10 protein-coding genes and 2 tRNA genes are annotated in these 12,727 nt (G+C 68.0%); all 12 read left to right on the top strand.

Going from position 1 to position 12,727, the window contains the following annotated elements:
- The first annotated feature begins 15 nt into the window (after window positions 1-15).
- Window positions 16-504: an FBP domain-containing protein gene (locus GON06_RS11040; RefSeq protein WP_157312362.1), complete on the top strand. Its 489-nt coding sequence runs from the start codon at window positions 16-18 to the stop codon at window positions 502-504.
- A gap of 70 nt (window positions 505-574) precedes the next feature.
- Window positions 575-1,372, top strand: coding sequence for an enoyl-CoA hydratase/isomerase family protein (locus GON06_RS11035; protein ID WP_157312361.1), 798 nt, complete (start codon window positions 575-577; stop codon window positions 1,370-1,372).
- A 262-nt stretch (window positions 1,373-1,634) separates the two neighbouring features.
- Entirely contained in the window at window positions 1,635-2,423 is a 789-nt protein-coding gene (locus GON06_RS11030; RefSeq protein WP_157312360.1) for an inositol monophosphatase family protein, read from the top strand.
- A gap of 222 nt (window positions 2,424-2,645) precedes the next feature.
- Window positions 2,646-4,217: a M23 family metallopeptidase gene (locus tag GON06_RS19090; protein WP_157312359.1), complete on the top strand. Its 1,572-nt coding sequence runs from the start codon at window positions 2,646-2,648 to the stop codon at window positions 4,215-4,217.
- A 51-nt stretch (window positions 4,218-4,268) separates the two neighbouring features.
- Window positions 4,269-4,340, top strand: a tRNA-Thr gene (locus tag GON06_RS11020).
- Between the two features lie 27 nt (window positions 4,341-4,367).
- Window positions 4,368-4,441 (top strand) — tRNA-Met (locus GON06_RS11015).
- A 221-nt stretch (window positions 4,442-4,662) separates the two neighbouring features.
- Window positions 4,663-6,339, top strand: a complete 1,677-nt coding sequence (locus tag GON06_RS11010; RefSeq protein WP_157312358.1) for an ABC transporter substrate-binding protein — start codon at window positions 4,663-4,665, stop codon at window positions 6,337-6,339.
- Window positions 6,340-6,400: 61 nt separating this feature from the next.
- A complete protein-coding gene (locus GON06_RS11005) occupies window positions 6,401-7,426 on the top strand; it encodes an ABC transporter permease (protein ID WP_157312357.1) in 1,026 nt (341 codons plus the stop codon).
- Window positions 7,423-8,340: a carbohydrate ABC transporter permease gene (locus tag GON06_RS11000; protein WP_332837419.1), complete on the top strand. Its 918-nt coding sequence runs from the start codon at window positions 7,423-7,425 to the stop codon at window positions 8,338-8,340. Before GON06_RS11005 ends, GON06_RS11000 begins: the two co-directional genes overlap by 4 nt.
- Window positions 8,340-9,029, top strand: a complete 690-nt coding sequence (locus tag GON06_RS10995) for a glycosyl transferase (protein WP_157312356.1) — start codon at window positions 8,340-8,342, stop codon at window positions 9,027-9,029. Before GON06_RS11000 ends, GON06_RS10995 begins: the two co-directional genes overlap by 1 nt.
- Window positions 9,026-10,243, top strand: coding sequence for an endo-1,4-beta-xylanase (locus GON06_RS10990; RefSeq protein WP_157312355.1), 1,218 nt, complete (start codon window positions 9,026-9,028; stop codon window positions 10,241-10,243). Before GON06_RS10995 ends, GON06_RS10990 begins: the two co-directional genes overlap by 4 nt.
- A gap of 103 nt (window positions 10,244-10,346) precedes the next feature.
- On the top strand, window positions 10,347-12,707 hold the full coding sequence (locus GON06_RS10985) for a beta-L-arabinofuranosidase domain-containing protein (RefSeq protein ID WP_157312354.1): 2,361 nt from the start codon (window positions 10,347-10,349) through the stop codon (window positions 12,705-12,707).
- Window positions 12,708-12,727 lie beyond the last annotated feature (20 nt).

Genomic DNA, 12,727 nt, shown 5'->3' with positions numbered 1-12,727 from the left:
GCATAGACTGAGGTGATGCATCCGCTGACCGAGGCCGACGTCCGGGCATCCTTCGTCAACGCAGACAGCGACGAGCTGCGGGTGATCGAGATGCCGCACGACTTCCTGCTCACGGACTGGGACTATCTCGACTTCTTCGCCTGGCGCGATCCCACGTCCACGCGTCGTGGATACGTGCTGATCGAGCACGAGGGCCAGACAGTCGGGATCGTGCTGCAGACCGCCGGCGCGGGGCGCACACGGTCGGGCATGTGCAACATCTGCCACACCATGCAGCCCGGAAACCAGGTCGCGCTCTGGGCCGCCCGGCGGGCGGGCGAGCGCGGACGCCACGGCGACACGGTCGGCACCTACGTGTGCGCCGATCTGTCCTGTCATGAGAACGTGCGGCTGGCGCATCCGCTCGCTCCGAACGAGGTGCTCGCGCCCGGCCAGGTCGACATGCGGCTGGACGGCACCCGCCGCCGGATGCACGACCTCGTCGGTCGCGTCCTCGCGGACTGAGTGTCATGGATGCGGCGACTCAGTCCCGCAGATACGCTGGGGGAACCCGTACGCACCGAAGGAGACGCCAATGGGCGAGTCCATCCTGTTCACCGTCGACGAGGGCCTCGCGCGGCTCACCCTGAACCGCCCTGCCCGGCTGAACGCCTTCAACGGCGATCTCGCCTACGCCTGGCGGGACGCCACTGCCGAGGCTGTCGCCCGCGATGATGTGCGCGCGATCCTCATCGATGCCGCGGGCCCGGCGTTCTGCGCCGGCGGCGACGTGCTCGACATGGCGACCGAGATGGGCTCCGGCGAGGACATCACCGCCTTCGCCCGCGTGATCAACGAGGGCATCCGCTCGCTCACCGGTTCGGCGAAGCCGGTCGTCGCCGCCGCGCACGGCACGACCGCGGGCGGCGGGCTCGGCATCCTGCTGTGCAGCGACTACGCCGTGGTCGGTGCGCATTCGAAGGTCGGCAGCCTGTACGCGAACATCGGCCTCACGCCCGACCTGTCGGTCTCGGCGCAGCTCGCCCACGCGATCGGACAGCGCCGTGCGCTGCAGCTCGTGCTGCAGGATCGCATGCTCAGTGCGGCCGAGGCCGTCGAGTGGGGTCTCGTCGCCGAGGCGGTCGCCGCCGCCGACGGAGGGGATGCCGCGGCCGAGGCCGCCGCGGTCCGGGCCCGCGCAGAGGAGATCGCCCGTTTCTGGCTGGCCGGCGCCGCCGGCGCCTACGGGCACGCGAAGCGTCTGGTGCGCTCGCAGCCGGAGCGCACCTTCCATGAGCAGCTCGAGGAAGAGGCGCTCTCGATCGGGGCGTCCTTCGAGACGCCTGACGCGCAGGCCCGCGTCGCGGCCTTCGCCGCCCGCTCCGCGCGCTGAGCAGGGTTGCGCGGGGCCGCTGGTCCCCGCCGTAACACGCTCCGGCGGCCGCCGCGCTTCGGTGCAGGGAGGTTTCTGCTGGTGCGGGGTTCCCGGTGCCGGCGTTTTCCTCCTTGCGCTGTCGGGGGTGCGGATGCGGCGTGTGGTCTCGGCGAGCGGGCGGGGTTTCGGCAGTCAAGCGGTGTCTCGGCCCGCGAAGGCGGTTGTGCCGCGGTGACTGGTCTGCGCGAGACTGGACACCTGCCACCGACCAGGAGGACTCATGACGGACATCGAACTCGGAGCGCTCGCCGCGGAGATCGCCCTCGAAGCGGGTGAGCTCGCCGCGCGCCGGCGTCGCGAGGGCGTGCATCTCGCCGCGACCAAGTCGACGCTCGCCGACATCGTGACCGACGCCGATCGTGAGGTCGAGGCGCTCATCCGGGATCGGCTCGCCGCAGAGCGTCCCGATGACGGATTCCTCGGAGAGGAGTCCGGGGCGGCCGGGGGCACGAGCGGCTTCACCTGGGTCGTGGATCCCATCGACGGCACTGTCAACTACAGTTACGGGATTCCGGCGTACTCCGTGAGCATCGCCGTCGTGGAGGGGACGCCCGAGCCGGAGGCCTGGTCGGGCGTCGCCGGGGCGGTCTGCGCCCCCGCGCTGGGTGAGCTGTTCACCGCCGTCCGCGGTGAGGGCGCCTGGCACGACGGCAGGCGCCTGGCCGTGACCTCTGGGACTCCTGCCGGTGCGCTGCTGGCGACCGGATTCGGCTACGACCCCGCCACGCACGACGGTGACCTGGCGACCGTGCGCCGCGTGATGACGATGGCCCGAGACCTGCGCAGGATGGGATCTGCGGCGATCGACCTGTCGTACGTCGCGGCCGGACGCCTGGACGGGTTCTTCGAGCGCGGTCTGAACGCGTGGGACTTCGCCGCAGGAGCGATCCTCGTCGCAGAGGCAGGGGGAGCGGTGACGCGACTCGAGCTGGACTCCCGGCGGCCGCTGCTGTACGCCGGCGGCAGCGAGGTGCACGCCCGGCTCGGAGCGCTGCTCGCGGACGGTTGATTCGTAAGGGCGATCGACTTTCTGGCGGCTCTTCATGGTGTTCCCAGCCGGAAGCAGGTATCGTTTACCCGATCGTTACTTTCGTTTACCCGAGCGAGAGTCCCCCCGTTTGACGCGCGACCCGAGAGATTACCTTTGCCTTTCGATGCCACCGAGACCGGCTCTGCCCCCGAGCGTCGGTCAGACCGACGCCGTGCGGTGCCCGCAGAGTCCTCTCCCGAGGTGACGTCGCAGTCCGTTCCGGTCTCGCGTCGAGCCGCGCGTGAGCGCCAGACCGGCGAGGTCCCGATCGTGCAGACGTCGGCAGCCGAGCAGGCGTTCGTCGGGCGTCGCGCCCGCCGCGCAGGCATGACGCAGATGCCGGCATCGGATGCCGCGCCCTGGCGTGCGGCGATGTCGGATGCCGGTGCCTGGCGCCCCTCCGGTCCTGCTGAGCCCGTCGTCGAGGCCGAGCCCGTCGTCGAGGGCGCGCAGGTCGTCGAGGCCGAGCCGATCGCTCCCGTCGCCGCAGCGGAGCTGAAGACCGAGCGACTGATCATCGAGGAGTCCTCCACCGCGGAGAAGATCGCCGCCGAGCAGGCCCGCGCAGAACAAATCGCGGCGGAGCAGGCCGCCGCGGAAAGGGCGCACGCCGAGCGCGTCGCCGCGGAGCAAGCCCGTGCCGCACAGGCACATGCCGAGCGGGCCGCTGCCGCTGCAGAGCAGGCTCGTGCTGAGCAGATTGCGTCGGAGCAGGCTCGCGCCGAGCAGCTGGCAGCAGAACAGGCCGCAGCCGAGAAGGCTCGCGCCGAGAAGCTCGCTGCGGAGCAGGCATCCGCGTCCCGCGCATCCGAGTCGGCCTTCGTGACGGAGCCGAACGGGGCGCCCGCAGGAGCCTTCCGCGCAGACCCGTCGGTCGACGCGTTCACCGCGGCCGCCGAGGCCTTCGGGTTCAGCGCGGACGACCTCCCGGAGACCGTCGAGCCGGCCGCCGAGGAATCCGTCGCAGAGGAATCCGATGACGAGGCGAACGCAGCGCACGTCGCGCCGCGTCGCCGTCACCGCCTCGGCCGGAAGATCGCCACCGCCGGCGCCTCGCTCGGCGTGATGGGCGTCGCCGGGCTCATGCTCGTCTCGATGACGCTGCCCTCCGAGGCGGTCGCCGCGGCGCAGGGCTACGGCGCGCAGTCCGTGACCTCGCTCACTGCGGTGGACACGCCGCAGAGCAAGGCTGCGGAGGACGACATCCAGGCCTTCGTGGCACCCTCAGATGTCGCGAGCGAGCCCGTCGCCCGTTCCGGCGAGTTCTCGTCGATGTCGATGATCGACCTCGCGGCCGAAGAGGGCATCCAGTACTCGAACAGCGTCTACACGAACGACACGACGGCCCTGATCCAGTGGCCGTTCGCTGTGGGAGTGGCGATGACCTGGCCGTACGGCATGCGCCGCGGCAAGATGCATGAGGGCATCGACCTCGTGCCGGGTAACGGTGCGCCGATCCAGGCGATCGCCGACGGTGTGGTGCGCAAGGCGACCGAGAACGGCGGCGGCTACGGCGTCACGGTCTACATCGATCACATGATCGACGGCAAGGTCGTCACCAGCCATTACTCGCACATGCAGCACGGCTCGATCCGGGTGAAGACCGGCCAGCAGGTGAAGGTCGGAGACATCGTCGGCCTGGTCGGGAACACCGGTCACTCCTTCGGCGCGCACCTGCATTTCGAGCTTCTCCGCAACGGGCAGACGTTCGACCCGATGCCGTGGATGAAGGCCAACGCCGGACGTCACGACGGAGTCGGTCCGATTTCCTGATCAGCCCTCCGGGATGTTAGGCTTTCCTGGTTGCCCGGTGACGGGAAACATGCCCCGATAGCTCAGTGGCAGAGCACTTCCATGGTAAGGAAGGGGTCGTCAGTTCAATCCTGACTCGGGGCTCGCAGCACTCGGTTTCCGAGTGCCCGTGGCAGGGTAGCTCAGTTGGTGAGAGCGCACGACTCATAATCGTGAGGTCGCGGGTTCAAGCCCCGCTCCTGCTACGAAAGCCCCCGGCTCCACCCGGGGGCTTTTCTCTTTCCCCGCTCGCCGAGAGCCCCCGCATGGGGGCTTTTTTCGTACCTGTCCGGCGGGCACGCCTCGCGCCGAATTGTCGCTATTGACAACTTATCGCTGCGTGCCTTACGTTTTGAAAGTCTCGAAGAGCATCCCGAAAGTTTCGCTCCTCGCGGCATACACAGCCAACATCTCGAAGAGGAGAATCATGGTCCGTTCCATGCGGAAGACCGGGTGGGTCAGGGCGGCGGCAGCAGTGGGAGTGGTCGCCGCGCTCATCTCCACCAGCGCGTGCAGCCCGAGCGATGACGCGGCATCCGGGGCGACAGACCTCGAAAGCCAGTCCGCAGGGGCGATGAAGGACTACTCGGCCGACGAGCAGTTCAAGGCGACCGAGAAGATCGACCTGGGCCTGCTCTGGACCGACTGGGCGGAGACCCCCGTCACCAAGACCTGGGAGGTCTTCAAGGAGATCGAGAAGCGCACCAACGTCTCGCTCGACCTCACTCACATCCCGTTCAGCGACGCCAAGGAGAAGCGCAGCCTGCTGATCTCCGCCGGCGACGCGCCGGATGTGATCCCGCTCGTGTACACGGGCGAGGAGGCGCCGTTCGTGTCGTCAGGCGCGGTGCTGCCGATGAGTGACTACGTGAAGTACATGCCCAACTTCCAGAAGTACGTCAAGGAGTGGGACCTGGGCGACATGCTCGAGCGTCTCAAGCAGGCTGACGGCAAGTACTACATGCTCCCCGGTCTGCACGAGGTCTCCGTCCCCACCTTCACGCTGATCATCCGTCAGGACGTCTTCGACGAGGTCGGCGCTCCGCAGCCCGACACGTGGGAGCACCTGAAGGAGGGCCTGGAGCTCATCAAGGCGAAGTACCCCGACTCCCACCCGCTGGCGGACGGTTTCGAAGGCCAGTCGATGCTGAACTACGCCGCGCACGCGTTCGGCACTCAGGCCGGCTGGGGCTTCGCAGACGGCACCATCTGGAACAAGGACAAGAAGAAGCTCGAGTACGCCGGTGCCAACCAGGGGTACAAGGACATGGTCACCTACTTCAACAGCCTCTACGAAGAGGGTCTGCTCGACCCCGAGTCCTTCACGAAGTCGGACGACGGCGGCGGCGTCGCGACGATCTCGGAGAAGATCGCGAAGAACCAGGTGTTCGCAGCCTCCGGTGCCAGCGGCACGGTGAACGAGTTCGCCACTGCTCTGGATGCCACGGAGAACAAGGGCAAGTACAAGCTCGTGCAGATCGCCCCTCCGGGCGGTGAGGCCGGCATGGTCGTCGAACCCCGCAACTTCTGGAACGGCTTCATGCTGAGCTCGAAGGTCAAGGACTCGCCGCACTTCCTGGCCACGCTGCAGTTCCTCGACTGGCTGTACTACAGCCCGGCCGCCACCGAGATGATGCGCTGGGGCGTCGAGGGGCAGACCTACAGCAAGGACGGCGACAAGATCACCCTGAACCCGGAGTTCTCGCTGAACGCCTTCAACATCAACCCCGGTGCGAAGACCGACATCAAGACCGATCTCGGGTATTCCAACGATGTGCTCACCGGCTCGACCGAGTCGCGCTCCCTGCAGGAGTCGTACAACTCGGAGCAGTACGTCGAGTACATCGACACGGTACTGTCGAGCCGTGAGCCGCGCGATCCCAACCCGCCGGCACCGCTCACCGAGAGCGAGCTGGAGCAGGCCTCGCTGAAGGCGACCCCGCTGTCCGACGCCGTCAAGACGAACACCCTGAAGTTCATCCTCGGCCAGCGTGATCTCTCCGAGTGGGACGACTACGTGAACGAGCTCAAGGCCGGCGGCATGGACGACTACGTCAAGCTGATCGACGACGCCCGCAAGCGGTTCGCGAAGGAGAACGGCTGACGCGATTCCGGACCGCCGACGCGCGCGTCGGCGGTCCGGAATCCGTCGAAGGACGACGACCATGACTTCTGTGACTGATCCCGGTCTGCTCGCGCGACCGGCGAACGACACCGTCCCGGATGCCACGGCGAGCCGAGTGATCACGACGATCGGCAAGCCACCTCGCGGTTCGCGTCGCAAGGCGCGCACCCCGTGGCGCAAGGCGATCCGTCGGGACTGGCAGCTCTACGCGCTCGCGGCGCTGCCGGTGCTCTTCCTGCTGATCTTCCGCTACATCCCGATGCTCGGCAACGTGATCGCCTTCCGTCGCTTCCGGCCCGGAGGCAGCATCTTCGGCGAGGAGTGGGTGGGTCTGCGCTATGTGGACATGTTCATCCACGATCCGGCGTTCTGGCACGTGTTCTGGAACACGGTCATCCTCGGCGGGCTGACGCTCATCGTGACCTTCCCGATGCCGATCATCCTGGCCCTCATGCTGAACGAGCTGCGGAAGCGCCACTTCAAGCGCATCGTGCAGTCGATCTCGTACCTGCCGCACTTCCTGTCGGTCGTGATCATCGTCGGCATGGTGATGCAGCTGCTCTCGCTGCAGGGGACGGTCAACCAGATCATCACCGCCATGGGCGGCGAGGCGATCCCGTTCCTGCAGCGGCCGGAGTGGTTCCGCACCATCTACGTCGGCTCCGAGGTGTGGCAGACGGTGGGATGGGGGACCATCCTCTACCTGGCCGCACTCACGGCGGTCGACGAGTCGCTCTACGAGGCCGCCCGCATCGACGGCGCGAACCGCTGGCAGCAGACCTGGCACGTCACGCTTCCCGGCATCCGTCCCACCATGATCACCCTGCTGATCCTGAACATAGGGGCGTTCCTCAATGTCGGATTCGAGAAGGTGCTGCTGCTCTACAACCCCCTGACCTATGAGACGGCGGACGTCATCTCGACGTATCTGTATCGCGTCGGTCTGATCTCGAACAACCTCAGCTACGCCGCGGCGATCGGACTCTTCCAGGCCATCATCGGCCTGGTCATGGTCCTCGGCGCGAATCTGCTGTCCCGGAGAATGGTGGGAACGAGCCTGTGGTGACTACAACTGAGCAGCTGTCCGCCCCGCCCAAGACCGTCGGCATCAAGGACTCCATCGGGTACCGGACGTTCACCGCCGTGAACATCACCCTGCTGGTTCTCCTGTGCGCCGTGATGCTCTACCCGTTCATCACGGTGCTCGCCCAGTCGTTCAGCTCGGCCGGTGCCATCAAGGCCGGTCAGGTGAGCTTCTGGCCGGTCGGGTTCAACACCGACACGTACCAGGCGCTTCTGGGCAACGAGATGTTCTGGCGCAACTACGCCAACACCGTGCTGTACACGGTCGTCGGAACGACGATCGCGATGGTCCTCACGACGACGTTCGCGTATGTGCTGTCCAAGCAGCACCTGCGCGGGCGCGGCGTGCTGATCGGCATCGCCGTGTTCACGATGTTCTTCAACGGCGGCATCGTGCCGAACTACGTGCTGATCTCGTCGCTCGGCATGAAGAACACCATGTGGGCGATCGTGCTCCCCGGCGCGATCTCGGTGTTCAACCTGCTGGTGATGAAGTCGTTCTTCGAGAACCTCCCCTCCGAGCTGGAGGAGGCGGCGCAGATCGACGGTCTCGGCTGGTTCGGCATCTTCGGTCGCATCGTGCTGCCACTGTCGAAGGCGGTCATCGCGACGATGATCCTGTTCTACGCCGTGGCGTACTGGAACGACTGGTTCGGCGCGTTCCTCTACCTCGACAGGAACGAGCTGTTCCCGATCACGCTCTTCCTGCGCAACCTCATCGCGGGGGCGTCCACCACCGCGAGCGAGAGCGCGGCAGTGGGGGCGAGCGCGTCCGATCTGAGCCCGAACCTGCAGTCGGTGACGATGATCCTCACGGTGATTCCGATCCTGTTCGTGTACCCGTTCGTGCAGCGCCACTTCGTCTCCGGCGTCATGCTCGGCTCGGTGAAGGGCTGATGATGGCCCAGGGGCAGACCGCCGGCGAGATCGGCGACGGCTACCTGTCGCGGGCGACGGCGACCATCTATCGGTGGATGGTGCTCGCCGCGTTCCTCGCGCTGTTCGGGGCACCGACACTGCTGGTGTGGATGGGGCTGGGGCTGACGGGAGGGATGACCGCGATCTTCTACGTCGCGGCGCTCCTGCCGGTGGCCCCGGCGCTGTCCGCGGCGTTGTATGCGCAGCGCGCGTGGGCGGAGGAACCCGACCTCCGCCCCGCGCGGCCCCTGTGGCGTGGACTCCTGCTCAACCTCCGAGACGTGCTGGCCTGGTGGATCCCCGTCCTGCTGATCGCCGGCGTCCTCGCCGTCAACATCGTCGGCGCAGGCGCCGTCGCGGGCGGCGCCGTTCTGCGGTCGATCGCGATCGTCCTGCTGGCCGTGCTGGTGCTGTGGTCGACGCATCTGCTGGTGATCACGTCGTACTACTCCTTCCGCACGCGGGATGCCATGCGCATCGCTGCGGCCGAGCTGTTCACGCAGTGGCGCGCGACCATCGGGTTCGCCGCGCTGGCCTTCGTGGCAGTGGCCGTCGTCGCCGTGTCGTCCGAAGCCGTGCTGCTGCTGTGCGCGTGGGCGTTCGCGCTGCTGCTGCGCCTGACCGCCCGCCCCGTCGAAGCCGATGTGAGATCGAGGTTCACCGCATGACAGACCAGAGCACCCTGTCCCGTCACCGTCACCGTGAGGCGAACGCGAGCGTGCTGGTGGTGGACGCTCATGGGCGGCCGCTGCGCGACGCCGACGTGACCGTGGCGCAGGTGCGTCACGAGTTCGGTTTCGGATGCACCGCTCCCGGCGCACCCGGCGACACGATGCTCGGCCAGTGGCTCGACGTCTTCGACACAGCGACGCTCCAGTTCTACTGGGGCCGCTACGAGCCGGTGCCCGGGCGGACCGGAGTCGAGGAGCTCACGCGCCGCGCGCGAGAGCTCGCCGATCACGGCGTGCGGCTGAAGGGGCATCCTCTCGTCTGGCACACCGTGAAAGCGCCGTGGGTCGACCGGCTGCCGCTCGACGAGGCGGAGCAGGCGCTCCGCGCCCGCGTCCGTCGCGAGGTGACCGACTTCGCCGGACTGATCGACATCTGGGACGTGGTCAATGAGGCCGTGATCATGCCTCGGTTCGAGAACGAGCCCGACGGCGTGCGCAACGCCATCACCCGGCTGTGCGAGAAGCACGGTCGCGTGGAGTTCATCCGGATGGCGGTCGACGAAGCGCGCGCGGCGAACCCCGATGCCGTCCTGGTGCTGAACGACTTCGACCTGGGGCCGGAGTACGAGCGGCTGCTCGGCGACGTGCTGGACGCCGGCGTGCGGATCGATGCGATCGGCCTGCAGTCGCACATGCACCAGGGGTTCCGCGGTGAGGATCAGCTGAACGAGATCTGCGACCGCTTCGCGCGCTTCGGGGTGCCGCTGCACTGGACGGAGACGTCCCTGGTGTCGGGTGACCTCATGCCCGCGCACATCGACGACCTGAACGATCACGTCGTCGAGTCGTGGCCGTCGACGCCGGAGGGCGAGCAGCGTCAGGCCGATGAGATCGTGCGGCACTACCGCACCCTCGTCGAGCATCCCGCGGTCGAGGCGATCACGTACTGGGGCTTCGACGATGCGACGGCCTGGCTCGGGGCGCCCAGTGGCCTGGTCCGGCCGGACGGCTCGCTCAAGCCCGCTTATCACGCGTTGCGCGAGCTGGTGCGGGGCGAGTGGTGGCTTGCGCCGACGCGGATGCGGACGGATGCCGAGGGGCGGATGCTGCTGCGCGGCTTCGCCGGGTCGTATGAGGTGTCCGCGGCCGGAAGCCGCGGCGAGCTGACGGTGACAGTCGGCGATTCGGCCGCACGGGTCGCGCTGCGCTGAGCCCCGCGCCGCGCGGGCCGGCCGCGATGAGTCGCTGCGTCCGCGTGGCGCGCAGGCGGTGGCGGTGCTGTGACCGGTCACGAAATGGTGGAAGGATCGGACCATGCTGTATGAAGCCGCCCCGCTGAGCGATGTCGTCGTGCACGACGAGTACCTGCGCAACGCCGCCGCCAAGACGCTCGAGTACGTGCTGAGCCTCGACCCGGAGCGCATGCTGTTCTCGTTCTACCGACAGGCGGGACTGCCTCCGGCGACAGCTGAGGGGTATGGCGGGTGGGAGCGCGAGGAGGGCGTGCGCTTCCAGGGGCACTTCTACGGGCACCTGATCTCGGCGCTGGCGCAGTCGCATGCGACGGCATCAGACGACGAGCTGCGAGCGCGCATCGCAGCGAACCTCGAGATCGCCGTGCGCGGGCTCGACCGCTGCCAGCGGGCCTACGCGTCCAGGCATCCGGATGCTGCGGGCTATGTCTCCGCCTTCCCGATCGACCTGCTGCCCAGCGGCGGCGACGGGCTTCTGGTGCCCTTCTACAACCTGCACAAGGTGCTCGCCGGGCTGCTCGACGCGCATCGCTACGGGCCGCCCGAGATCGGCGAGGTCGCGCTGCGGGTGGCGAGCGCCTTCGGAGCGTGGGCGGAGACGTACGCGGGATCGCTCGATGATCCGTCGATCATCCTCGGCACGGAGTACGGCGGGATGAATGACGCGCTGTACCGCCTGTACGCGGTCACCGGTGACGAGCAGCACCGGCGGGCGGCCGAGCGCTTCGACGAGGTGGAGCTGTTCCGGCAGCTGGCCGCAGGCGAGGACGTGCTCGCCGGCCGGCACGCGAACACCACCATCCCCAAGCTGATCGGCGCGCTCGCGCGGTCGGTCGTGGTGCCCGATGCCGACCCGCTGTACCGCACTGCGGCGGAGAACTTCTGGCACATCGTGATCGCGGACCACACCTACGCGAACGGGGCGAACAGCCAGTCCGAGCACTTCCACGCCCCCGGCACGCTGTTCGCCAGGGCCAACACCGGGGTGACCACCGGATACGGCGAGAACTCCACCGCCGAAGGCTGCAACGAGTACAACATGCTCAAGCTGACCCGGGCGCTGTACTCGCTCACCGGCGACGTGAAGTACGCCGACTACGACGAGCACGTCTTCATCAACAGCATCCTCGCCTCGCAGAACCCCGAGACCGGCATGGTGACGTACTTCCAGCCGCAGAAGGCCGGGTACGCCAAGGTGTTCGGGCAGCCGCTCGACCAGTTCTGGTGCGATCACGGCACCGGCATCGAGAGCTTCACGAAGCTGGGCGACGGCATCTACTTCATCGACGGCGGCTCGGTGGTCGTGAACCGGTTCGTGTCGAGTGAGCTGCGGGCGGGGGCGCGGAACCTGCGGCTGACGGTGGAGGCCGATGTGCCGCGCACGTCGCTGGTGCGACTGCGGGTCGCTGCGCTCGACGGCAACGCCGTCGCTGAAGGGACGACCCTCCGGCTGCGGGCGCCGCAGTGGGCCGCGTCCGAGCCGACCCTCGCCGTGAACGGGGTGGCCGTCGCCGCATCCGTTCGCGACGGGTACCTGGAAGTGCCCGTCGCCGCCGGAGACGTGCTCGAGTACCGGCTGACCGCCGAGGTGCGGGTGTCGGCCGGCACCGAGAACCCGAACTGGGTCGCATTCACCTATGGCCCGGTGCTGCTGGCCGCCGAGCTGAGCCGCGAGAACGTCGACGCGTCGTACCCGGCCGGCGTGCTGGTGCAGATGGGAGTCGCCGATCCGTCGCTGACCGGCGAGGTGGTCGTAGACGACCCCGCCGGATGGCAGGCGGACATCGCCGAGAATCTCGTGCGGGTGGGCGACGAGCTGCGCTTCGCCATGCGCGACGTCGATCCGGAGGCCGCTGAGCTGAGATGGCAGCCCTACTACGGCCTGTACGGTGCGCGGTACGCGACCTACGTCACCCTGGTCGAGCGCGGCACGGTGCGGGATACCGCGGTACCGGCATCCGGGACTATCGACGAACTGTCGTCGTTCGACAACAACAACTCCGAGGCCGACAAGAACCACCGGTTCCACGACTCGGTCGTCGGCGTGCGTGACGGCATGCAGTATCGCGAGGCGAGCGCGGCGCCGGACGCGTACTTCGAGTACGACATGATCGTCGACCCCTCACGCGCGAACTGGCTGGTCGTGCGGTACAGCGGAGCGGATGCCGGGCGCACCTTCGACGTGCTGGTGAACGGGAGCGTGTTGCGACGCGAGGTCGTGGCGGCCGTCGAGGGGCCGTATGAGCGGTCCTTGGAGCTTCCGCCGTCGGTGCTCGCCGCAGGTGGGTTCAAACGCGACCAGTCCGGCGGGTTCGCCCTGGATGCCGCGGGGGAGCGCATCCCTGTCGCGACGGTGCGCTTCCAGAGCGCGGGGGACAGCCCGGTCGGCGGCGTGTACGGCGTGCGCATCGTCGCGCGCTGAAAGACGAGAGGAGGGTCCGG

Source organism: Microbacterium sp. MAH-37 (assembly GCF_009758255.1).
In the GTDB taxonomy this organism is placed as follows: domain Bacteria; phylum Actinomycetota; class Actinomycetes; order Actinomycetales; family Microbacteriaceae; genus Microbacterium.
This window is presented reverse-complemented; position numbering and strand designations above follow the sequence as displayed.

Bases quoted from the DNA above. Each gene is read 5' to 3' on its own strand.
- GON06_RS10995 (WP_157312356.1), top strand. From the start codon at position 8,340: ATGATGGCCCAGGGGCAGACCGCCGGCGAGATCGGCGACGGCTACCTG.
- GON06_RS11030 (WP_157312360.1), top strand. From the start codon at position 1,635: ATGACGGACATCGAACTCGGAGCGCTCGCCGCGGAGATCGCCCTCGAA.
- GON06_RS10985 (WP_157312354.1), top strand. From the start codon at position 10,347: ATGCTGTATGAAGCCGCCCCGCTGAGCGATGTCGTCGTGCACGACGAG.
- GON06_RS10990 (WP_157312355.1), top strand. From the start codon at position 9,026: ATGACAGACCAGAGCACCCTGTCCCGTCACCGTCACCGTGAGGCGAAC.
- GON06_RS11010 (WP_157312358.1), top strand. From the start codon at position 4,663: ATGGTCCGTTCCATGCGGAAGACCGGGTGGGTCAGGGCGGCGGCAGCA.
- GON06_RS11035 (WP_157312361.1), top strand. From the start codon at position 575: ATGGGCGAGTCCATCCTGTTCACCGTCGACGAGGGCCTCGCGCGGCTC.
- GON06_RS11005 (WP_157312357.1), top strand. From the start codon at position 6,401: ATGACTTCTGTGACTGATCCCGGTCTGCTCGCGCGACCGGCGAACGAC.
- GON06_RS11040 (WP_157312362.1), top strand. From the start codon at position 16: ATGCATCCGCTGACCGAGGCCGACGTCCGGGCATCCTTCGTCAACGCA.